We start from the raw sequence: 22,864 nt of genomic DNA on the forward strand, positions 1-22,864 counted from the left end.
ATTTGATAAGTCTTTCTCAACATCCCCCTATTAGAATGAATCGTATACTGTCATGGGGAGTGATCTGCTTGACCAAAACATGCATTATCCGCGCTCAAAACTTATGCAAGACATATAATACTGGAAGCGAACAATATCATGCCATACGCAATGTTGATCTTGATATTTATGAAGGGGATTTCACCGTCATCATGGGTAATTCCGGATCAGGCAAATCAACGCTGCTCTATCTGTTAAGCGGACTGGACCAAGTAACAGCCGGCGAGGTTTATTTTCAGGATCAGCGTATTGACGCCTATAGTGAGCGGGAGATGTCTGATTTCCGCACCCGCCGAATTGGCTACATCTATCAAAGCATCAACCTTGTTCCGGACCTTTCCATTCAGGATAATATTGCTCTTCCCGGATATATTGCCGGGAACAAAAAACATGAAGTAAAAGCTCGGGCGGCCCATCTTATGAAGGCCATGGACATCGACAACCAGAACAATCGCCTGCCCTCCCAAACGTCCGGGGGACAGCAGCAGCGGGCGGCTATTGCACGCGCGCTCATCAATTCACCGGATATTATATTTGCCGACGAACCTACCGGAAGTTTGAACTATGATCATGGGAAAGCGGTGCTGGACATCCTGACAGATATTAACCGGAAAGGACAATCGGTGGTAATGGTGACACATGACATCAAGGCCGCTTGCCGGGCCGACCGCCTGATCTTTGTCCGAGATGGTAAAGTCGGAGGTATTCTCGAGTTCGATAAATATGACGAAACCCAGATTCAGAATCGGGAATCCATGGTCTTCGCCTTCGTTTCGGGGAAGGAGTAACCTATGGCCGCCATTCTAAAGCTGAGTTTTTCTTATCTGAGTAAAAATAAAATTCAAAACCTGTTCATCACCCTGCTTATTTTGCTGTCTACCCTTCTGGTGTCCACATCTGTCATCATCCTGGCCAATACGGGTAACCAGTTCAAGGAAATGCATAGTCGGACCAACGGGTCCCATCAGATCTTGACGTTCGACAATGGACTGAATGATCCCCAAACTGTGCATGACTGGTGGGCTGCCCAGAACGGTGTTCAAGTCTCACCTTTGCTTACTTACCGCATCTTGTCGGGCATCACTTTTGGCGGCACTGACATCCCTAACCTGTATCTGTACATGATGAATACCCCGCCTCCGCCGTGGAGTGTAGATGAACTTGTATTTGCAAGTGGTACACAGCATTCGGCTCCTGAACAAGGAAGCGTATGGATCCCAACTTCCATGGCGAATGCCTATAACATCGCTGTCGGTGATACCATTCAATTCAAAACCGGATCTACCACACTTGACCTCGCAGTCTCAGCTATTGTTGTGGATGTTCCTTATGGAGCCCCGTTCACCAATACGGCAAGAATTTGGATGAACAGTACGGATTACCAAAATGATTTTAGTACGCTTGCAGGAAAAGATATTCACATGATGGGCATCCATTTTGATGATTACAGTACGAACTCCAGCTACTGGGATCGTTATACAAGCGAGACGGGTGCCCCATTTCTGGAAACCAAAATGGAATTTGAAAGTATCTCATCCTTTTATCTGATCATCAATCAGATCGTCGGGTTCATTATGATATTCTTAGGGGCCGTCATGATGATTATTGCCCTCATTACGATTGGCTTCACCATATCCGATGCCATTCTGGCCAACTACAAAACGATAGGTATTCTTAAATCGCTCGGACTCACTTCCCGGGGGACCATTGGTACTTACGTGATTCAATATGCCCTGCTGTCCATCATCGCCGTTCTTCCCGGGCTGGTACTGAGCGTATTTGTGTCCAAATTCATCATCAATATCTCCGTATCGTCCCTGCGGACTGGCCAGGGTGATCTTCCAATAGAGGGCATTGGCGCAGCTATTGTTGTAGGGCTGCTATTACTCGTCATGGTTATTGCATTTGTCGTGTTATACGCCAGAAAAGCTCGCACGATCGAGCCTGTTCAGGCCATTCGGTACGGTATGTCGGAGAGTGACAATGTACGCATGGCGCGACGAATGAATTCACCGCTCGCAAACCGGGCCTTGTTTGGACGATTGCCCGTATCTTTTGTCATCGGCATACGCAATCTGATCAAAAACATTAAAAGCTCGGTTCTGATGTTATTGCTAACAATGATGGCTGCTTCCGTACTTGTCCTCGGGTATGTTGTACTGACCAGCATTACCGGAATCTATCAGACGGCGGCCAAATGGGGTTATGACAATGCTAACATTGCCGCAGTCGTTGTAAACAAAGCTACGTTTCCGAGAGCAGAGCTGCAGAACGTGTTGGAAGAAGACCCTGGCATCAAAAATGTGGGCTGGCAAGGGAACATCACCGGAGTTATCCTTCCAGATGATTCAACCGACGTGGCCAGCCAGTCTACCAGTCTTTATCTAAGAGTACTGGATGGAAGCTATCAAGATCTTGGTTTTGAGACGTTGAGAGGAAACAATCCGGAACTCGAAAATGAAATTTCAATCGGGGTTAGTGTTGCCAAGATGTTTAACAAGGATATGGGAGATCTCATTGATCTCTACATTGAAGGAGAGAAGCGCACGTTCATGATTTCGGGCATCTATCAGGCCATCTCCGACTTGTCGGTATCCGGAAGAATCACAGCTCAAGCGGTTCGAAGCGTGAATCCGGATTACGCAGATGTAGATGTCGCGTTTATCAATGTCAACGATCCTTCACAGGCGGGAGCCATTGCTAACCAATTGAATGAGCGGTTCAAAGACTCTGCTGCCATCGTCACGCAAAAAACACTGCTGGATTCCGTTTATGCAGAAGCTGCAAGCATTCTTGTGTACCCCATGGCTCTCATTGGTCTGCTGTTCATTTTGGTTACATTTATTATCATCTTCAGCACCTGCCGGATCAGCATTCGCAAAGAGAGCAAGACGTATGGCATATATAAGTCGATTGGCATGACATCTGGAAAAATCCGTTTCTCCATTGCTATTGGAGTAGCTGCTTTAGCTCTGATTGGTTCAATGCTTGGAGTCATTGTAGGCGTATACCTTCTCCCCCTGTTACTTGAAAAAGTCCTATCGGCATACGGTATCGTACAGATTCCTCTCATTCTGAACTGGGGAGGCATTATACTCTTTGCTTGTCTGAGTATTGTAGCCGCAGCGCTAGGATCCTGGGTATCGTCCAAGGTGATTCGTCAGGCATCGCCGCGTATTCTTGTCGTCGAATAACGTGTAGAATGAAGGTATGCTCATGCAAAAGAAGCCCTTTCCTATCCTTTATAGGATACGAAAGGGCTTTTCCATGCAGATCTGGACGGCTAAGCAGACTTCAGCTCCGCCACTTCTTCGCAAGTTCGCCAATCTGATGTGGCGTAGTGCGGCAACAGCCACCAATAATTTTCGCACCAGCGGCCACCCATTGCTCCGAAGCATCGTTCATGCTGCCACAGGTACCGTGACCACTCCATGTCTTTGTTACTGGATCGTATATCTCACCCGAGTTCGGGTATACAATAATCGGTTTATCGCTGGCACGGCTCAGGATACCAACCGCCTCCGTTACCACTTCCATGGGAGCACAATTCAGCCCAATCGCAGCAATCTGAGATTCCGCTCCTAACAATCGTGCACACTCTTCCAATGGCGTGCCTTCACTGATTGCTGTCCCGTCTTTTAATGAGAAGGAGAGCCATGCATAGGCGTTCGGAAATTCTTTTAATAAAGCGATCAATACCTGTGCTTCCTGCAAGGATGGGATCGTCTCAAAGGCCAGAATATCCGCCCCTGCCTCCAGCAAGGCTGTGATCCGTGGACGGTGAAACGCGCTCAACGTCTCGTCCGAGACACCATAGTGACCGACATACTCCGAACCATCTGCCAGATATGCGCCGTACGGTCCAACGGAGGCAGCAACAATCGGTTTTGGACGAGCCGATGCCCTTTTTCCCATGGCAACTGCCGTTTGTTTTTTAGCGTTTAAATCATTGCCGGTTACATGCTCAGTGGCTCCACCTTGCACCTCCGCCCAGACATCATCACGCGCCTGAGCAGCCAGCTCCACCGTCTTGCGAATCAGCTCCAGCGACTCCTGTTCTCCGATGCCCCTCTTGCCGAAGCCTTCCACCGTCGCCTGATAACTGGATGTAATGGCGCAGTCGGCTCCCGCCCGGAAATAATCCGCATGCACCTGAACGATAAGTTCCGGATTCTCCAGGAGGACACGTGCAGACCAGAGCGGGTCATCCAGATCACATCCATGCTGTTCGAGTTCCGTTGCCAGCGCCCCATCCAGAATCATGATCGGATGTTTACGTAGGATCTGTTCTATGGGGTTAGTCTGTTGTGCTTGCGTCATGTACTTGTCCTCTTTTCTTATTCACACGTTCTGTCAGATAATAAGCTGCGTAACATACTGCGATAAACGGAACCCCACAATACAGTGCTATTCGCTGTGTCGGGTCAAAAGCAATGCCTACACATGAAGCCAGGCACAATATAAACGAGATGATAGGCACCACTGGATATAGTGGCGTACGATAGACAAGATCTTTTACGGAATGACCCTCACGAACATACTGTCTGCGGAACATATACTGTGAAGCACTGATGCTCATCCATACCGCAACAACAGCCAGACCTGAAATGGAGACCAGTGTAATATACACGGTACCTGGCGCAATGATGCTGGACAGCAAAGCCAGACCGCCCCCAACCATACTGATCAAGAGTGCATTCAGTGGCACCCCACGTTTGGTCAATTTGGCAAACCACGGAGAGATCGTCTTTTTATCAGCCAGAGACCAGAGCATCCGTGAAGATGCATATAGGCCTGAATTAGCAGCAGAGAGAATCGCCGTCAGAATAACAAAGTTCATAATGTCTGCTGCATAGGGTACACCCACCCGCTCCATGACCGCCACAAACGGACTTTCGAGCACGCTCGCATCCGACATCGGCAGCAAGGCCGAGAGAATAACAATCGTTCCGATAAAAAAGATAATTAAACGCCACAGCGTGGTATGGATCGCTTTCGGAATCGTCTTTTCCGGATTCTCCGTCTCCCCGGCAGCAATTCCGATCAATTCTGTGCCCGAGAACGCAAAGTTTACGGCAAGCATCGTCATCAGTATCGCAGAAGCGCCATTCGGGAACCAGCCTGATGCTGTAATATTGGATAGAAAAGGGGCGGTTTCCGAGTCTGCCATTGGAATAATACCGAACATGGCTGCCGCACCGAGAATAATAAAGACCACAATCGTAAGTACTTTAACCGAAGAGAACCAGAATTCCGATTCTGCAAAAAATTTGACCGTCAGCGCGTTGAACAGGAAGATCATGAGCGCAAAGAGCGCACTCCAGATCCATACATTCACGGAAGGAAACCAGCGCTGCATCAGCAGTCCTGCTGCTGTAAATTCGGAACCGAGGGCAACCGTCCAGGTTAGCCAATACAACCAGGCTACGGTGTATCCTGTTGCCGGCCCAATGTATTTTGCCGCATAGCTATGAAACGCCCCAGTCTCCGGCATATGAACGGACAGTTCACCTAAACAAAGCATAACCAGATAAACGACAATCGCTCCGATCAGGTAAGATAGAATAGTCCCGATCGGCCCTGCCTGCTGAATGGTATAACCTGAGCTAAGAAACAAACCTGTACCAATAACTCCTCCAAGTGAGAGCATGACCACATGCCGTGCCTGCATTTTGCGCTGAAAATGCCCTGTATCTTTGTTGTTATCCATGCCTGCTCCCCTACTTCTTCATCCAGAACAACAAAAAGACCCACTCTTCCCGAAGAGTGCGCCGTAACTGACAAATAAAGACAAACGCTCCTATCTATCAGGCTGTTCACCCGCTGGAATTAGCACAGTATCCTTCAGATCTGTTGCTGAGGCTTCTAAGGGCCAGTCCCTCCACCTCTCTGGATAAGAAAATGATTTTTTATAAATATAGCGATCTATCATGATTGTGTCAACAATTAAATATCATCATTCATTTGTGGATAACGGAAATCTTCAACTCCATCTTTAATCCGTCGATGATCCATAATCTGTGATCTTCATTTTCACATCATAGGTCACGGGAATCTGACTAAAGGTTTCATCCCAATTTTTTTTGACCTTTTTCCATACTTTCGGATATTTGATCCGCAGCTGCTCTCCAAATCCGGCCACTTCCACCCGATAGGTGTGCTGCATTTTGTTCATTACCTGCTGCATTTGTTCTTTGGCTGCATCAGCGAACTTAGCCTCCAATTCATCAATGTAGTCTTCCGTTGCAGGAATTTCCGGTGAACTCCAATCTTCCATGAGCTGACCTTCTGATTCAACTTTTACATGAAAAGAAATGTCATCTCCGTGGACTTTTGGCACAATTTTGCTCTTAGTAGACTTGATTTCATAGACTATCGTATATCCCTTTTTTGGTGCATACGATTTTAATGCCCCTCCCTTAGCCTCCCCAGTGATCCAGGACAATCCTTGAAGGTCCACCTGATTTAAGGCGCCGATCCACTTTTTCGTTTTCCCTTTATAGACGCCTGCACCTGAGAATTTATGCTCCCCATCAGCAGTAAGAACATTTTGCAGCAAAAAGCTTGATCCTGACTGCATCTTGCCATCAAGTTTCGCGAGGGATACAGGAGGAAGAATTTTATTGGTACGATAAGCATTATTCACCAACCCCCTCAAATAAAAGGCTGGGATTTCTCCTGGCTCCTTGGAGCTAAGAGCATCCAAAGCGCGTCCTCTGCTCACCAGAACAAGGGAACTGGGTCGGATATCATTGTCCCGTAAAATAAAATCAAGCAGCTGCTCCAGGCTATATTTCTTCGACAACTCTTGGGAAACGACAATTACCTTTAAATGATGACCAATGAGCGGACGGTCTCTTCTTAGAGCAAATTGACGAAAGATCTGAATAAGGGAATCTCCGGTCAACCGCTCATTCAAAAAGGTTTGTCCGCCGGAAGAACCACTGGAACTGTTTTGATTTTCCTGTTTTCCCCCAACTCGTGGGACAATCTGTACGGTAGCTGTAAATACGTTGTTTTTGGGATAATGACCTCCTTGTTTATTAATGTCCTGTTCAAATTTCGATTCCTCAGCGACGTCCAGTCCCAGACCCACATAAACACTTAAATCTTCGATCTCTTTGCTGCTCCAGCACCCTGAGGTAAAAACCAGCAGCGCCGTTGACAAAATGATTAATTTCTTTCTGATCCTGTTCAATTGTACTTGCCTCCTTTCTTTCGTAACATGCTCAACAAGAGAAGCAATAGTGGCAAAACACCAAACAAATAAATAGATGCATTTCCCAAAGCATCTCCGAGTTTGAACGTTTCGTCCACGTTCTGCGGAAGCATAGCAGTGATGTAACTGATCGGAAGCAGGATGATAAGAAAAGGCAGCATTTTTTTCTTGAACAATTGCGAACATCCAAGAGAAGCGGCATAATGCGTGATCGTAGACGTAGAGAAAATTTGCATAATCCAAATAACCAGCAGCAGGGATTCGAACCGTTCAAAGAACAACCCCTCGATCTCAAAGCTGCGCATCAAATCAAGGGTTGGCCACGTTCTTGTTTTCATGCCTTCAATAGATAAACTGCCAACAACCATAACTAATGTGATGAGGTAGATCACCATAGGGATAAGGATTCCCCAGACCATGGCTTTCCTGCCCTTCTCTGGATTTTTCATAAATGCCATCACCACAAACATGACTTCATAACCCGTATAGGCAAGCACCGAAGATTTCACCCCTTTAAACACCGGCATGATCCCCTCTCCCAGCACAGGTCTCAAATTATTGATCTCAAACAGACTGCTGCTCAGAAAAATGGCCAGTACAAAAAGAATAAGCGTAATGGGTAAAATGATCTCATACAAACGTGCCATGGAGTTGATCCCTCCTGAGATCAAATAAAAGCCAATCCACATAAATACCATGACAATGGCCCACACCGGGGTTCCCTCCAATAAATATAATCGGGTGACTTCAGCCATCACCCTGATTTCAAAGGCAGAGATGACAAGGAAATACAGGATGATCGCAGCTCCCAAAATATAAGCAATCCACTTCCCTGTGATTTCCTCAGTGAATTGAAAAACGGTCTTCCCTGGGAATCTTCGGCACAAGGTCACCAGGATTATACCCAGCAGCATAACCAACAGACCGGACAATATAATTGAAATCCACACATCGGGTGTCTTGACCGCCGATACCGTAGTTCGGGGAAGTGTAAGTATTCCTGCACCGAGCATGTAATTGATGATAAAGACTGCGGCTTGAACTGTCGTCAGCTGGTCCTGTTTAGGATTCATGATCCACCTCCTGAATATCCGATATGCCTACTTTTTACGATCAGGGTCTTTCGGATTCATCATACTTGGGCGCTTCCTCATCATTCGTAAGGGTACCCGAATAATGAAATCCTTCCAATCCGACAGGCTGAATGGCACCGCAGGGGTGACGTAAGGAACTCCAAAGCTTTTCAACCGAACCAGATGACTGCAGAGCAGCAAGAAAAACATGACTACCCCAAACAATCCGAAGGCCGCCGCACTGAGCATTCCAAAAAAACGTAATATACGCAGTGTAATCCCCGCACTATATGAAGGGATCGAGAACGAAGAAATCGCAGTAACGGCCACAACTATAACCAGAAATGGACTGACCATTCCAGCCTTCACCGCGGCCTCCCCAATAATCAAACCGCCAACGATGCCCATCGCAGGTCCGATCGGCTTCGGAAGCCGAATTCCAGCTTCCCGCAAAATTTCAATGGAGACTTCCATAATCAGTGCCTCGATAACAGAGGGAAAAGGCACGCCCTGTCTGGTTTGAATGATGGTTAGAGCCAGCTTCGTTGGAATCAGACCCGGATGAAAAGAGATAAAAGAGATATACAATGCAGGCGCGAACAGCGCAAGCATGGCCGCCAGGAAACGAAGCATACGCAGAAACGTTCCCGGAATCCAGCGTTCGTAATAGTCTTCGGGGGATTGAAGCAGCATGCTGAAGGTCGACGGCACAATTAATGCAAAGGGTGTTCCATCCAGTAAGATGGCTACGCGTCCTTCCAACAACCCGCTGATTACACGGTCGGGTCTCTCTGTGTTCTGCACCTGTTGGAAGGGGCTCAGCTCATCATCTTCAATAAGCTGTTCCACATAACCGGATTCCAGCATCATATCCATGTCCAGGTTCTGGATTCGTCTCTCCACCTCGGCGACAAGATCGGAGCTTGCAATATCTTGAATATATGCAATGACGAGATCCTTTTTCATCCGGGTACCAACCTGATGCTTGGTCATAAATAAAGCCTCGTTACCTCCGAATAGCCGTAGTATTCCGGTATTATCGCTTAGCCGTTCGGTGAAGCCGATTCTTGGCCCGCGAAGCAGGGCTTCAGATAGCGGTTCTTCCAAGCTGCGGGTTTTCCCTTTTGCTGATCCGACAAGGAGAGCTCCTGGCATCCCGTCAATCAATAGTACATTTTTGCCGATAAGAACTGCCCGTGCCGCTTGCTGCAACGTCTCCGCTTCCTGAACTTCACTAACAGGCAGCAGCTGACTGCTTATATAAGCTTTGAGTTCATTTGCATTTTCGGGGTGTTGAAATGTTTCTCGCTCTGTTTCCGGTACCCCCTCAATCATAAGGGGTGTGACGAGGTGCGTATCAATCAGATCATGATCTACCAAACCATCCACATACATGACAGCCGCAGACGTATGGGTTCCCCTTATCGTAAATTCCCTTATATGTACATCTGCATTTTGACCAAACGTTTCTTTTACACTAATCAGATCCGTAGCATACTTCCCGGTAAGCCTTATATTTGCGTAACTCCCTGTCTCTTCGCCCGTAGAAGGATTGGAGTCAGAATCCCGATTTTGTTGATCTTTATTCGAAAAGGTCCCTTTCTTTATGGATGAACGAACCCACTGGAATCCTTTCAAGAACAAGATTGGCATCAAAAATAATAAAAAGGCCTGTCCCCAAGTAGACCACTCCGGCACATAAGAGAATATTTTCGACCACATCCCTCTCACCCCATTATCTAGACTTCCTTGGTATCACTGAGTATTGTTTCCTTGATTGCCCACAATAATTCCCGTTTTTTGAACAACAAAAAAGCAGATGCCTCTATTGGCACCCGCTTCCCTACAGGGTTATGGAATTTATCATATCTATACGATTTTGGTTACGTGCTGCGCTTTGGCATCCAGCAGTTGTGCAGACGATGCAATGGTTGTAAAATCACTCAACGCCACCGCAATCTGCTGCTGGCTTCGCTCCACATATCCTTCAACCTTCTGTGTTCCGTCAGAAATATTCGTAATTTCTTTGGTTATCCCATTCACACTATCTCGAATCTCATTAATGGAATCTTCGACCACGGCCGAAAGTTTCCGTACTTCCTTGGCTACAACATCGAACCCTCTCCCATATTCACCAGCATGTGCCGCCTCAATCGCAGCGTTAAGGGCCAGAAGCTGGGTCTGCGAGGCAATTTCACGAATCGTTTTGACAACTCCCTGGATCGAACGTGCCTGTTCCTGCAAATGATTCAATGTTGCTCGGTTGAGGGCAGAGACTTCAGATATATACGTGATGCTGGACATCAAATCACGGCTCCGCTCAATGCCGATATCCGCATGTTCATTCAGATCATGTGACATCATCTTCAGTTCGTTTACGACAGCTGAAATATTGTTTTGACGGCTTGTGATGTTGGTAGCTATTTTGGACACACCCAATATGTTCTGATTCAACTCATCATATACAGGCATATATGTCGCCTCAAGCCATACGGGACTTCCCTTTCTATCCTTGCGTTCAACCTTGTCCTGGAAGCTTATACCATTCAGTATACTGCTCCAAAATGCATCATAGTCAGGGCTTTTCACGAATTCGTCAAAACAAAATTGCTCATGCTGCATGCCATACATCTCGTCTACCGTATAACCCATCGTCTGGGCAAAGACTTCATTTACATACGTAACACGTCGATCCAGATCAAATCGAATGATAGCCAGACTTTTCTCCATGGCCTTAATGACCAACGCATCGGTGACAACGTCTTTATTTTCCACATCTAATATAGGCAAAGCAATCCCCACTCCCTGACTTCTTCCCATGATTAAACCGTTCTCATTTTGGCAGTTCCTGTTGTATCGCAATTATGTATTCAACTGAATAGAGACGACTCTATTATTGTATACTCCAATTGCAGTCAATTGGATCACTCCCAAATCAATTTATAACAATTCGGTTACGGTTTGCCTTTTTATACCCAATAAACTAACTGTCTAAACATTATATTTCATAAACAAATGCTAACACAAAAAGGGACGGTTTAACCGCCCCTTATTATGGTATAACCTTCCATACCTTTGATGTTATCTGTAGTCGTCTCTGTGCATTAAGCTACCCTGTTCATCTATCAGCCTCGCGGCAATTTGTCAGCGTACCGACTCCGCAGATCAGCCAGCCGTTCCAGCTTGGACAGCGCCTGCTCCTTCTGTCTCAATCCCACCGCCAGCACCAGCTGCTCCATTAACAGGAGCGGAGTAACCATGGAATGAAATTCGCCAAGTTCCCCTCTGCTGACATAAAAAGATAACTCCGTCGCCAATCCATATAACAAGTCTTCCCGATCTGTTACAAGTACGGCTTTGCTGCCTGTGTCTCTGGCATAATCCAAAATGACTTCTGCTTCAGGCAAGAGTCTTGTAAAACACATCAGCAGCACAACATCCTCCCGCTGCATGTGCATCAGTGATTCCAATAATTCATGACCACCTCCGGCGAGATGGATGACCGTCAATCCGAATCGGGATAGCCGAAAGGACAATAATTCCGCTAAACCAGCGGAGGGCCCTGGAGCATATACGTATACTCTTCGTGCTTCAGCAAGGATGGATGCTGCGTGCTCCAGATCCCCCTGCTTCATATGGGACAACGTCTCCTGCAAATGGCTGACAGAGGCCTCCAGTGACTGAACAGGAAGGCTGTCCGTATCCATGCGGGATATGGTTTTATTTAATTTGAGGGCAGGTGTAGTGTCTTCGGATGTACGAAGCCGGATTTTGAACGCTTTGGCATTATCATATCCAACCGCCCGCCAGAAACGGGATACGGTCGCAATACTGACTCCCAGCCTGTCGGCAATCTCCTGTTCCGTCATGAACAGAATCTCTTCCGGATTCCGCTCAACAAAATCAGCAATTTTCAGATGGCCTGGTGACAGCTGTTCTTTATGAGTAAACAAATTCATTCCGTATGCACTCCTTTTCTATATCAATTGAACTAAAGAATATTTACACTTGCCACTTCGATGCCAGAACAACCTTCCGATCGCTGTTATCCCCAGATTTTTTTGGTTTCCCTTTTTTCAAAGGGGACAATCCGGGGATAAAGGCGAGGTGTATGCTTCCGATGCAGCTTTCTTTCAGAAAGCTTTTAGCTCCGCTTCTTCAGGTTATTTCTGTCCTCTCCGTTCTTGTGTAAATGTTTAGTTCAATCTAAATAGCTCTGCACTCAGTATATCAGTTGAGAGAATAAGAAGTGGGTTATGTATGTAATATTTTTTTCATTAATTTCAGATTGTGTAATAAAAATTACATTTGATTTACAAATGTCTTCTCTCCCGTTAATACTCTGCCCCTAGACTGTGGCTATGATGATCACCAACTTTCAGGGAGGTATGTAACAATGAAGAAGATGACTGAGCGTTATACGCTGACGTCTTCACAGAAAATGATGGTGTTTGTGCTTTCCATGTCACTGTACGGCTTGTCCAACATGTTCACAGAGCTTATTCCCAAGCTCCAGCTTGGACCAATTGAATTGTCTGTTGAATACTTTGCCTTCATTCCGTTGACACTTTGCATTTTGTTCCACCCCATGATTGCTGCTCTTGGTGCGGCTCTTGGCGAAGTAATCTTCGGTGAGCTGATGTTAGGGCAATTCGGCGGACTGGGCGAACTGGAGAAATTCATTACCTTTTCCTTTGCCATGTATGTCGCAGGACGTATGGTCAGTGATCCACGCAATCGCAGGCAGGTCGGCATTGCAGCCATGACCGGAGTCATCATTCATCAGTTCCTCAGTTCACTGGTGGATATCGGTAAAGTGTGGATCGGTGTGGAGCAGCTGGAAGCCGTCCCTGGTCTTGCGGAAAGTGTTGTACTGATCGAAGGAGTTGGCTTTCTAAATGACGTGCTGTTCTCGGGTATCCTGTTCGCTCTGCTGCCTACACTGTATCTCGTCCCCCTACTCTACGGCAAAATTGAACCGCTGCTCGGTATCAAACCTCGTAATCCAGGAATGAAATATGAAGGCATCGGCTTCTTCCGTCCGAAACTAATCCTAATCGGAGTGCTGCTGCTCGCGCTCGCCTTTGGTGCGGAATCCTTGTCCGAGATGGATATCAACTTTGCGGTTTGGGAGACGGACTATGCAGATCAATATGGTTCGGCTTCAATATGGATCAGTATCGGAGCGGCTGCATTGATTGCCGTGGTGACCCTGCTGATCATGCGCGCTAAACGGAGTAAAAACAAAACGGTACCAGGTACGGAGAACCGTCCTTATGCATAATGAACTGTCCACATCTGTTTCTATTTCTGCAGCGAATACCGCCATTTCTATTCAAAATGTCATTTTTACGTATCCTGGCTCGGAAGAGCCTGTCCTGAACGGAGCTTCGCTTGAGCTCCCACGAGGCAGTTTTACAGCCATTATCGGAGGCAACGGGTGCGGCAAATCCACCCTGTGCAAGCTGTTCAACGGCCTAATCCCTCAGTTCTATACGGGGGACTTCTCCGGTGAAGTCCATGTGTTTGGCCTGCCTGCCGAAGGCCGAAGTGTTGCAGACCTGTCCAGAAAGATCGGTTACGTCTATCAGGATTTTGATAACCAACTGGTACGGCCTACCGTCCTGGACGAGGCTTGCTTCGCACCGCTCAATTACGGACTGTCCAACTATCGGGAGCTCGGTGAACGAGCTCTTGCCATGTGTGGTCTGGATGCCATTCATAACCGATTCATCTGGGAATTGAGTGGTGGGCAGAAACATCTGCTCGCCCTGGCCGGAGCTCTGTCGCTCGACCCGGATATCCTGATCGTGGATGAACCTGTCTCACAGCTTGACCCGCAGCATGCAAGACTCATCTATGAGTGCCTTTCGAGATTGAATACGGAGTATGGCAAGACGATTATCGTCATCGAACACCATACTGAATTTATCGCTGACTTTTGCGCAGATGTGGTCCTCATGGACAAAGGCCGGGTCTTGTGGAACCTTCCCGTCAAGGAAGGCTTGAATCGCATTACCGATCTGGAGCGGCTGGGCATTCAACCTCCTGAGGTGACACGTGCCGCTATCCAGGCTGCAGAGTTAACGCAGGGAATAAAAACAAATGCGGACCCCTCAAGTCCAGGACAACGCTTCCCCATTACGGTGGAAGAAGCAAATGTTTATTTTGCCGACAATTACCCATCCATTCCATCCGTTTCTTTGCAAAATGAACCTTCATCCCATTCGAACTTGGCACGCGACGTTCCCAATCAGATGGTGAATTCCGAGCGCCTAACGATTGCTTCGGTTGCTGAACCGTTGATCCCTATTGTACAGTTTCATCAAACGCGGCTTCGTTACAGAGGACTGGGCAAAAAAGAACATGAAGTCATTCGTGGTGTTAATATTTCACTCCATGAAGGAGAACGGATTGCCTTGATTGGCAACAATGGTGCCGGCAAATCCTCCTTACTGAAGCTGATGGCTGGTATTAGCCTGCCTCAGGAAGGCAGCGTTAGCGTTCTGGGTGAAGTTACGCACCGTTCCTCTTTGGAGCAGCTGGCGGGGAAAGTCGCCTATATTTTTCAGAACTCTTCCGAAATGTTTATCGAGGACAGTGTCCGCAAAGAAGTCGCGTATTTCCTGAAGAACCGTCGCATCCCGGATGCTGACCAGCAAATTGCACATGTACTGGAGCGTTTCCGGCTTACTTCGCTGCAAGAGCGGGATGCCCGACTTCTCAGTGGTGGACAACAGCGGCGTGTCACACTTGCGATCGGTGCAGCCATGAAGCCTTCACTTATGCTGCTGGATGAGCCAACCGCTAATCTGGACCTTGCCACTCGCGAGGAACTGATAGGTGTGCTGGATGAGCTGGATCAGCATGTGCGAACAACCGTCATTGCCACGCATGACATGCAGTTGGTTACCCAGTGGGCAAGTCGCGTTATCGTGCTTCACAATGGTCAGGTGGAAGCAGACGGCACACCTGCCGACGTGTTTGCAGATGAATCCCTTCTGCGCCGCTCTGGACTTGCGCTTACACAGATCATGGAGCTCTCCCACCTTATGGGACTGCCTACACTTTCATCAACAACCGAGGCTTTTGTTGATAGCCTGTTGAATCATTCACTCACCAAGGAGGATATGCATCATGCAGCTTGTCCGCAACTGGTTTGACAAAATATCCATTGAACGCATTCAGCTTGAGCTGATGAATACTGTATATGGCAGCGGACATGCCAGCCTGTCTCGGATTGATCCCCGTGCCATGCTGATCTGGTATCTCTTTTTTGCCATTGTTCCCTGGTTTGTTCATAACGGGACTGTGCTGCTCGGCATGTTTCTATTGATGGTGACGACCACCATACTGTCCAGAGCCGCTCCCTTTATCATTATCATTCTCTGCCTGGGGTTGATCGGTCAAGTTGGATGGATGTTTATCATCTCGCTGTTCTTCGGTGGCAATCTGGAATCTGCATTCCCCCTGCTGCTGCTTACCCTGAAGCTGTCGATCGTATCGCTCGCGAGTATCACCGTCTTTTCGGGCATGGACCCTGAACGGATTGGCGATGGGTTGCTTGCGCTCGGCATGCCTGCAACGTTCTCCTTCAGCCTCTCTTATGCTTACCGCATATTGCCGGTGCTGTTCGGTGAATTCCGCAACATCATGCTGTCGTACAGACTACGGGGTAAGGTTCCTTCCCGGCACGGATGGCTCTATTGGCGGCTCGTTGTCTACTATATGAAGCTGTTCGTTGTGTCCTTCTTCCCGCTCATGCTGGCTACCGCCAAACGTTCCCGCACAACCGTGGAAGCACTGGAGACACGCGGTTTCTCATACGGCATGAAGCATCCCGAATCCAAACGCCTGAAGCTCGCCCATCTGAAGATCACCCGGCGTGATCTCGGATTTCTTGCCGGATCGGCAATCTACGTTGTACTGCTGTTCTGGCTCGGTGGGCATTACGAAATTCTGTAATTGGAAATGAAGCTGTAAATTCAAATTCAACTCATTAATCATTCATGATATAAAGGAGTGTCTTCTATGCGCATTGATCTTCATACTCACGGCAAACTATCCAAAAACTCTGATTTCTCGGTTGATTACTTCACCGAAATGCTCAACGAAGCCAAGGCCAGCGGGCTCGAAGCCCTCGCACTCACTGAACATTTTAACACCCGTAACTTCTACGAAGTCTATGAGACGCTGGATCGTCTCTATCCATACAACGGAGAGTACTACGAGGCAGATGGACTGCGCATTTTTCCCGGCATGGAAGTGGATATTCAGGAGACAGGACATATTTTGCTGGTGGGCCAAAAAGAACATATCCTTGCCCTCCGCAGCGGCCTGGAACCATACACAGCTAAAGGTTCATTCATTCCTTTTGCCGAGTTGCTGAATATGGCCGAAGCCTGGCCTTTGCTCAAAATTGGCGCACACCCTTTCCGCGAGTCCACCCCGCTGTATCAGTTGGACCGTGATTTTTTGGGACGTTTGGATGCTTTTGATCTGAACGCCAAGGATATGTACCAATACGGCATCGAGACGTGCCGCGGGCAGGTTGAACCATTCGCCCAGTCCCTCGGTAAACCCGTCACTGCCGGAAGCGATACCCACCAGTGTCTGCAATACGGTAGTGTATTCAATGTGCTGGATCGTCCATGTGCATCGGTTGCCGAGCTCAAAGAGCAGATTCTCGCCGGTTCATACACGATTGAAATCTCCAACGATCTTCCTCTCCGTGTCAAAGCCTCCGTTATGCTCAAGAAAGTAATGAAACGTCTGGCCAAGCTGGAGAACGCCCGTTTACAGAGCGTTTAGAGGAGACTGCAACTTTTTAAAGAATTCAAAATGAGCCCAAAGGACGTTCATCCTCCAGGCTCATTACGGATTCATTTTTACCTAATTAAAAATCATGCACCGTCACACAGAGCTGAATCACGATTCCGAACGGATCACGGATAATTCCATACCCCGGACTAAACTCGTTTTGCTTATACGGCACCAGCACCGTTACCTCTTCATGTTGTACCAACGAATGATACAGTTCCGTCATCGTAGTTTTGTCTTTCGATTGAATGCATAATGACGTGCTGTTTCCCAGCTGCCAAGGCCGCTCCGTATCCATTTCCTCCTCAGCAATCATCAATTTGTTTACCCCGATTTGCAGCACCGAATGTGTAATATATTCATCCTGACCTTCAGGATACTCAAACCCCGGATTCATTTCCTTCATCTCTTTGTAATTTTTCTTAAATAACACGTTAGCGCCCAGGTACTTCTCATAAAAAGCAATGGCTGCCGCAGCATCTCCATTCATCGACAGAAACGGGATCACTTCAACATTCATCTGGTTTGCCTCCTTCGTTGGATTGGATTACACTGTTTACTATAACGAATAAAGATGCCAATCCATGGCACCATTGAGAGGTTTTTTTTATGAAAAAATCAGAACGCATGAACCAGATGCTGCGCTTTATCAATCAAAAACAACACTTCACCCTGCTAGATCTCATGCAGGAGTTTCAGATATCCAAGAGAACCGCATTACGAGACATCGCTTCATTGGAGGAGATTGGTGCACCCATTTATGCCGAGTATGGACGTTATGGAGGATATCGTTTGCTACAGCAGATGCAGCTGCCGCCCATTTCGTTTAATACGAGTGAGCTTCATGCCCTTTACTTTGCCATGCAGGCTTTGCGAAGCTTTACCAATCTGCCCTTTGAAATCTCTTTTCGTTCCATTCACGAGAAGTTTCTAAGCGCCCTATCTGAAGATCAAAGAAAGGATATTGAACAAATTCAGCATCGGGTGTCTTTCCGGCATACCGAGCAAATTCGGGATAGTGAGCATCTGGAGTTTCTATTGATGGCCGCTGTTCAAAATATAGTGATACAGATTACGTATCAGAACATTCGCAGCAGTGGCAGTAACCCACATAACAACCCTAATCCCGACAAACCCAAGCGCAGTATCCGTACCATTCAGCCAATCGCCCTCTATGCCATGAAAGGCTACTGGTATTGCCAGGCGTATGATCTGGGTAAACAGGCGTACCGCGTGTTCCGATGTGACCGAATCACCTCATGCGAGGCGACAGATATCGAACCTATAATGCATATTAATGAACTTAATTTACAGGATGCCCACTCGTTATGGAAACCATCAGAAGACGCTATCCCTTTCAAATGTCTGATCAATGAAGCCGGGATGGAGTTGTTCCAGCAAGAACCGTTTCCATCCATGCGGCTCATTCACGAATCAGAAAACGAACCCGGACAGACCATTCTTGCAGGTTGTTATGAACCCCCTGAACTTGAGTTCATCGTTCGCTATCTTGCAAGCTTTGGTAAGTCCATTAAGATCTTGGAACCCGATACATTAAAGGAATCCTTAAGACAGCACTATCGGGATTTACTTGATCATGTTTAAAAATCGTTACAACTATATAAGTCAGTTGAATGAATGATTTTACACTGGATCACCGGGCAGTCAAAACTTCCGGTTCCTGTTATCGTGCATCCATTTAGTTCACTTGATTTTAGTCCACTTATTTTAGTTCACCTGATTTAGTCCCGCTGATATTTGTGATCTCATCACATCTTATTTTTATAAACCTGGCTCTGGTTTATCATAGCTCGCTGGAGAGCTCTTTTTATTGCCTATCGCCAACTGAACGATGATTTGCAGCACAATGATTATAGCCAGACCATAGAATGCTTGGACAAAGCTGCCCGTGGCATCATGAAGCCAACCGATCGTCAGCGGACCAAGGGCACCCAGAATATAGCCGCCGGATTGAGTCATCGCTGACCATGCGCTGGCTTCCTGAGCGTTATTCGTCTCATCAATGGGCAGCATCAATGCGATTGGGAACAGTCCCCCGGCACCAATACCGAGTGGGATCGCGGCCAGCCAGGGACTGACGGACAAGTTCAGCATTAAAACTCCTATCAACTCCATTAATGCACATCCAACAAGCCAGAATACACGTCTTTGGTAACGGTGTACGAGTATTGGAATGAGTAACGTAGACGGTAATGAAATCAACGTAAATAACGTTTGGATGCTTCCGGCAGTCTCTTTCGTATATCCCTGGCTTTGGATCGCCGGTGCAAGCCATGCAGTCAATGAATAGAAGATCGCTGCCATCAGTCCAAAGAACAAGGTCAGCACCCATGCTCGACTATTTTTTACTGGAAGAGCTTCAACGTTAACAGCAGAAATCTGCCCCGATTGTTGTTCCTTTCGTGCTGATAAGGCTAATTTCATCCAGATCGGCAAAGCAATGACGGCGAGCAATGCCCACATCGCTAACGATCCCCTCTACGACCCACCCAGAATATTTTGAAGAGGAACTGATAACCCAACACTAATACTGGCTCCCACGACCATTGCTGTAGAGTAGATCCCCACCATGACAGCCACTCGGGTAGGGAAGTACTGCTTGATAAAGCTGGACAACAGCGGCCCGGCTAAGGCAATCCCTACTCCGGACAGAAATGAAGTAAACATCATCAGAGGCGTGGCACCCACGAACAACCGTAATGCCGTACCTCCCCCAATAAAGATTAAAGCCAAAACAATTGCGCCCTCATTCCCCCATCTTCTGCTTAATTTTACGGAAAATGGAGCGAATAAGCCCATACATAATACGGGAAGCGTAGTTAACAAACTAGCGGTAATTCCGCTGATACCCAGATCACTTTGTATCGTACTCATTAAGGGAGAAATGGATGTAATAGGTGGCCGCAAATTCAACGAAGCCAGAATAAGTGCCAGGACGACATATAACAGTTTCACTATGGATCACCTCAAGTATGGTTATATCGTTGCACTCACTAATGATTCAGGCTGTTGATTTTTTTGTGGTGCAAGATTAGTATATAAGCATCCCAATGATTGAACAATACAATCATTTCTATTAAAATGATTATAAAAACCAATGATTCGAGGAGATACAGATGGAAATTCGTCAAATGGAGAACTTTATCGTCGTTTGTGAGGAACTCCATTTCACACGTGCAGCAGACAAAATTGGCATTTCTCAACCTACCTTGAGCCAGCAAATTCGAGCGTTGGAGGATGAATTAGGTGTCCCCCTGTTCGACCGGGTGGGCAAAAAAATTGTAATGACCCAGGCGGGAACGCTGTTCCTGGAGCATTGTGTACAAATGGTTCGGCATATACAGAATACCCAGGATGCATTAGCTGAATTCCGCAATGATCAGCGAGGCAAGCTGGTGATTGGAGTCCTACCGTCCGATTTGGACTACCGTCTCACTCCATTGCTTGTTCATTTCCATGCCCGTTTTCCCAAAGTAAAATTAAAAGTTGTCTCTTCGATTTACGTAATAAATCAAGTGCTGGATAACGAAGTAGACATCGGAATTGAGCTAACTTCTCCTCCTGATGACCGTCTTGTCCGTATTCCTTTGTCCAGTGAAGAATACGTACTCGTTGTCTCCGAGAACCACGCTTGGGCCGACCGAAAGGAGATTGGAATCAAGGAACTGCATGATATCCAGACGGTGATGTTCCCGGAAGGTTTCACTGGCAGAGAGCTGGTGGATGGCTATTGCCGGAAATATGGTTTTACCCTGAATACGATCATGGAGACAAGTTCGGCAACCTCCATCATTAGTCTGGTCAAAGCTAACGTTGGCGGAACCGTGCTTCCATATCCACTGATCAAGGCGATGAATGAACCGGCACTGCGCATCATCCGAATCTCGGACGATGCTCCTTACCGGCACTTTGAGATCATTCATCGGTCCGACCGTTACCTGACCCAATCTGCCAAAGCATTTATTGAGAAAACCATTGAATATTTTAATCAAGATTAAGTTTAGAAGGAGAGTGACTTGAATGCGTATAAAAGAGCTTAACTTGTTCACAGATCAACTAGAGGCCATGAAGCAGTTTTACGGTACGTTATTGGAGTTGGCGCTGCTGGAGGAGAGTACATCGTCGGTATCGTTCCGCGCAGGAGATTCAATCCTTGGATTACAGGAGGCTTCTGATCAGGAAAAGCCCTTCTATCATGTCGCTTTCACGATTCCAACGAATAAACTCGCTGAAGCCAAGAAATGGATTCAAGCTCGAAACATCTCTTTGCTTTCCAAGGACGATAAGGATGAATTCTATTTTCCCTACTGGGATGCAACAGCTTCCTATTTCTATGACCCAAGCGGTAATTTGATGGAGTTCATCGCTCACCATTCGTTGGAAAATGCAGTCGACGATGCCTTTGATTCCAGGCAGCTACTATGCATTAGCGAGATTGGTCTGCCTGTCGATGATGTTCCTGATACCATAAGCAAAATGAAGGGACAGTATCACCTTGAACCCTTTGCCGGAGACGGAAAACAATTTGCCCCGATCGGTGACGCAGAAGGCATGTTTATTGTCATCGACAAAGAGAAGCCCTGGTTCCCCGACGGACGCAAGCCCGGGGTATTTGCTACTAAGGTGAAAGTTGAAACTGGACGGACTGGGGGGATACAGATACAAAATGATGTGTACTCTATTATTTCAAATTAAATCAAAATTCATGTGTTGTGATGAAGTGTGTTGTTTTTCAAATAAATATTTATGATAGAATAATAGGGACTCTTAAAAAAGGATTGATTCTAATGAAGAAAGCAGACAAGTCAGCCTCCTAATTTCACTTTAGATAAAAATTAGGAGGCATATCAAATGAACTTTAATAAAATTGATATAGACAATTGGAATAGAAAAGAGATATTTAATCATTATTTGAACCAACAAACGACTTTTAGCATAACCACAGAAATTGATATTAGTGTTCTATACCGAAACATTAAACAAACAGGATATAAATTTTATCCTGCATTAATCTTCTTAGTGACAAGTGTGATAAACTCTAATACAGCTTTTAGAACTGGTTACAATAGCGAGGGAGATTTAGGTTATTGGGATAAGTTAGACCCACTTTATACGATTTTTGATAGTGTATCTGAAACATTCTCTGGTATTTGGACTACTGGAAAGAATGACTTCAAAGAGTTTTATGATTTTTACCTCTCCGATGTAGAGAAATATCAAGGTTCTGGGAAATTGTTTCCCAAAACACCTATACCTGAATATACTTTTTCCATTTCTATTCTTCCATGGACTCCGTTTACTGGGTTTAACTTAAATATTAATAATAACAGTAACTATCTTCTGCCCATTATTACAGCAGGAAAATTCATTAGTGAAGGCAATTCAATATATTTACCGTTGTCATTACAAGTCCATCATTCGGTTTGTGATGGTTATCATACAGGATTGTTTATGAACTCTATTCAGGAACTCGCAGATAGATCTAAGGAATGGCTTTTATAATAATTAGAAAATGAGATGTCTCACAAGCTCTTAAAAAATGCATATCGATGAAGAGTAATAACCCGATATGTTCAAACGGGACGAAGCAAAGGTCTATCCTGCTTCGTCCCGTTTGTGCTTTTCCATCATGCTTTTCAAATGGTTGGGTGTACCTCCATTTTATCAAGGAACGGTTTCTTTTTGTTTTACA

The 22,864-nt window shown here is 46.4% G+C and carries 17 protein-coding genes, 2 pseudogenes and 1 riboswitch; of the genes and pseudogenes, 10 read left to right on the forward strand and 9 right to left on the reverse strand.

Annotated elements, in window-relative coordinates; genetic code table 11:
• Positions 1–68 precede the first annotated feature (68 nt).
• Positions 69–827, forward strand: a complete 759-nt coding sequence (locus MHB49_RS29995; RefSeq protein WP_405154033.1) for an ABC transporter ATP-binding protein — start codon at positions 69–71, stop codon at positions 825–827.
• A 3-nt stretch (positions 828–830) separates the two neighbouring features.
• Positions 831–3,233, forward strand: a complete 2,403-nt coding sequence (locus MHB49_RS30000) for an ABC transporter permease (protein ID WP_405154034.1) — start codon at positions 831–833, stop codon at positions 3,231–3,233.
• 100 nt (positions 3,234–3,333) lie between these two features.
• On the opposite strand, the gene mmuM is transcribed toward MHB49_RS30000, so the two are convergent.
• The 7 genes from mmuM to MHB49_RS30035 all read right to left on the reverse strand — a co-directional run bounded on the left by mmuM (position 3,334) and on the right by MHB49_RS30035 (position 12,290).
• A complete protein-coding gene (mmuM, locus tag MHB49_RS30005) occupies positions 3,334–4,359 on the reverse strand; it encodes a homocysteine S-methyltransferase (protein WP_405154035.1) in 1,026 nt (341 codons plus the stop codon).
• Positions 4,337–5,749, reverse strand: a complete 1,413-nt coding sequence (gene mmuP / locus MHB49_RS30010) for an S-methylmethionine permease (protein ID WP_405154036.1) — start codon at positions 5,747–5,749, stop codon at positions 4,337–4,339. The genes mmuM and mmuP overlap by 23 nt, the downstream gene beginning before the upstream one ends.
• A gap of 87 nt (positions 5,750–5,836) precedes the next feature.
• Positions 5,837–5,939, reverse strand: a riboswitch (SAM riboswitch).
• A gap of 95 nt (positions 5,940–6,034) precedes the next feature.
• Positions 6,035–7,237, reverse strand: coding sequence for a Ger(x)C family spore germination protein (locus tag MHB49_RS30015; RefSeq protein ID WP_405154037.1), 1,203 nt, complete (start codon positions 7,235–7,237; stop codon positions 6,035–6,037).
• Positions 7,234–8,331 (reverse strand): spore germination protein, encoded by a 1,098-nt coding sequence (locus MHB49_RS30020; RefSeq protein ID WP_405154038.1) that lies wholly within the window; start codon positions 8,329–8,331, stop codon positions 7,234–7,236. The genes MHB49_RS30015 and MHB49_RS30020 overlap by 4 nt, the downstream gene beginning before the upstream one ends.
• A 27-nt stretch (positions 8,332–8,358) precedes the next feature.
• Positions 8,359–10,053: a spore germination protein gene (locus MHB49_RS30025; protein WP_405154039.1), complete on the reverse strand. Its 1,695-nt coding sequence runs from the start codon at positions 10,051–10,053 to the stop codon at positions 8,359–8,361.
• 147 nt (positions 10,054–10,200) lie between these two features.
• On the reverse strand, positions 10,201–11,151 hold the full coding sequence (locus MHB49_RS30030; protein WP_405154040.1) for a methyl-accepting chemotaxis protein: 951 nt from the start codon (positions 11,149–11,151) through the stop codon (positions 10,201–10,203).
• 305 nt (positions 11,152–11,456) lie between these two features.
• Positions 11,457–12,290: a MurR/RpiR family transcriptional regulator gene (locus MHB49_RS30035; protein ID WP_405154041.1), complete on the reverse strand. Its 834-nt coding sequence runs from the start codon at positions 12,288–12,290 to the stop codon at positions 11,457–11,459.
• Between the two features lie 437 nt (positions 12,291–12,727).
• Here MHB49_RS30035 and MHB49_RS30040 point away from each other — a divergent pair, with 437 nt between their 5' ends.
• From MHB49_RS30040 to MHB49_RS30055, 4 genes are all read left to right on the forward strand, one after another.
• Positions 12,728–13,615, forward strand: a complete 888-nt coding sequence (locus MHB49_RS30040; protein WP_247899497.1) for a cell division protein FtsQ — start codon at positions 12,728–12,730, stop codon at positions 13,613–13,615.
• Entirely contained in the window at positions 13,608–15,494 is a 1,887-nt protein-coding gene (locus MHB49_RS30045) for an ABC transporter ATP-binding protein (RefSeq protein ID WP_405154042.1), read from the forward strand. Before MHB49_RS30040 ends, MHB49_RS30045 begins: the two co-directional genes overlap by 8 nt.
• Positions 15,469–16,296: an energy-coupling factor transporter transmembrane component T family protein gene (locus tag MHB49_RS30050; RefSeq protein ID WP_405154043.1), complete on the forward strand. Its 828-nt coding sequence runs from the start codon at positions 15,469–15,471 to the stop codon at positions 16,294–16,296. Before MHB49_RS30045 ends, MHB49_RS30050 begins: the two co-directional genes overlap by 26 nt.
• A 66-nt stretch (positions 16,297–16,362) precedes the next feature.
• The gene (locus MHB49_RS30055; protein WP_405154044.1) at positions 16,363–17,142 is read left to right on the forward strand and encodes a PHP domain-containing protein; all 780 of its coding nucleotides are present in this window, start codon (positions 16,363–16,365) and stop codon (positions 17,140–17,142) included.
• Between the two features lie 85 nt (positions 17,143–17,227).
• Here MHB49_RS30055 and MHB49_RS30060 read toward each other — a convergent pair whose 3' ends face one another.
• Positions 17,228–17,671, reverse strand: a complete 444-nt coding sequence (locus MHB49_RS30060; RefSeq protein WP_405154045.1) for a VOC family protein — start codon at positions 17,669–17,671, stop codon at positions 17,228–17,230.
• An 89-nt stretch (positions 17,672–17,760) separates the two neighbouring features.
• Between MHB49_RS30060 and MHB49_RS30065 the strand changes: the two genes are divergently transcribed.
• A complete protein-coding gene (locus MHB49_RS30065; protein WP_405154046.1) occupies positions 17,761–18,756 on the forward strand; it encodes a helix-turn-helix transcriptional regulator in 996 nt (331 codons plus the stop codon).
• Positions 18,757–18,933: 177 nt separating this feature from the next.
• Here the strand turns inward: MHB49_RS30065 and MHB49_RS30070 are convergent.
• A pseudogene (locus MHB49_RS30070) lies at positions 18,934–20,127 on the reverse strand (MFS transporter).
• Positions 20,128–20,288: 161 nt separating this feature from the next.
• Between MHB49_RS30070 and MHB49_RS30075 the strand changes: the two are divergent.
• From MHB49_RS30075 to catA, 3 genes and pseudogenes are all read left to right on the forward strand, one after another.
• The gene (locus MHB49_RS30075) at positions 20,289–21,170 is read left to right on the forward strand and encodes a LysR family transcriptional regulator (protein WP_405154047.1); all 882 of its coding nucleotides are present in this window, start codon (positions 20,289–20,291) and stop codon (positions 21,168–21,170) included.
• Positions 21,171–21,192: 22 nt separating this feature from the next.
• Positions 21,193–21,867, forward strand: coding sequence for a VOC family protein (locus MHB49_RS30080; RefSeq protein WP_405154048.1), 675 nt, complete (start codon positions 21,193–21,195; stop codon positions 21,865–21,867).
• Between the two features lie 156 nt (positions 21,868–22,023).
• Positions 22,024–22,675 (forward strand): annotated as a pseudogene (catA, locus tag MHB49_RS30085) (type A chloramphenicol O-acetyltransferase); the annotation flags it as partial.
• Between the last annotated feature and the right edge of the window lie 189 nt (positions 22,676–22,864).

Source organism: Paenibacillus sp. FSL K6-0108, assembly GCF_045040695.1.
GTDB classification, from domain to species: Bacteria; Bacillota; Bacilli; order Paenibacillales; family Paenibacillaceae; genus Paenibacillus; species Paenibacillus pabuli_B.

Bases quoted from the DNA above. Each gene is read 5' to 3' on its own strand.
- MHB49_RS30000 (WP_405154034.1), top strand. From the start codon at position 831: ATGGCCGCCATTCTAAAGCTGAGTTTTTCTTATCTGAGTAAAAATAAA.
- MHB49_RS30055 (WP_405154044.1), top strand. From the start codon at position 16,363: ATGCGCATTGATCTTCATACTCACGGCAAACTATCCAAAAACTCTGAT.
- MHB49_RS30030 (WP_405154040.1), bottom strand. From the start codon at position 11,151: ATGGGAAGAAGTCAGGGAGTGGGGATTGCTTTGCCTATATTAGATGTG.
- MHB49_RS30080 (WP_405154048.1), top strand. From the start codon at position 21,193: ATGCGTATAAAAGAGCTTAACTTGTTCACAGATCAACTAGAGGCCATG.
- MHB49_RS30065 (WP_405154046.1), top strand. From the start codon at position 17,761: ATGAAAAAATCAGAACGCATGAACCAGATGCTGCGCTTTATCAATCAA.
- MHB49_RS30075 (WP_405154047.1), top strand. From the start codon at position 20,289: ATGGAAATTCGTCAAATGGAGAACTTTATCGTCGTTTGTGAGGAACTC.
- MHB49_RS30025 (WP_405154039.1), bottom strand. From the start codon at position 10,053: ATGTGGTCGAAAATATTCTCTTATGTGCCGGAGTGGTCTACTTGGGGA.
- MHB49_RS30060 (WP_405154045.1), bottom strand. From the start codon at position 17,671: ATGAATGTTGAAGTGATCCCGTTTCTGTCGATGAATGGAGATGCTGCG.
- MHB49_RS30040 (WP_247899497.1), top strand. From the start codon at position 12,728: ATGAAGAAGATGACTGAGCGTTATACGCTGACGTCTTCACAGAAAATG.
- mmuP (WP_405154036.1), bottom strand. From the start codon at position 5,749: ATGGATAACAACAAAGATACAGGGCATTTTCAGCGCAAAATGCAGGCA.
- MHB49_RS30035 (WP_405154041.1), bottom strand. From the start codon at position 12,290: ATGAATTTGTTTACTCATAAAGAACAGCTGTCACCAGGCCATCTGAAA.
- MHB49_RS30045 (WP_405154042.1), top strand. From the start codon at position 13,608: ATGCATAATGAACTGTCCACATCTGTTTCTATTTCTGCAGCGAATACC.
- MHB49_RS30050 (WP_405154043.1), top strand. From the start codon at position 15,469: ATGCAGCTTGTCCGCAACTGGTTTGACAAAATATCCATTGAACGCATT.
- mmuM (WP_405154035.1), bottom strand. From the start codon at position 4,359: ATGACGCAAGCACAACAGACTAACCCCATAGAACAGATCCTACGTAAA.
- MHB49_RS30020 (WP_405154038.1), bottom strand. From the start codon at position 8,331: ATGAATCCTAAACAGGACCAGCTGACGACAGTTCAAGCCGCAGTCTTT.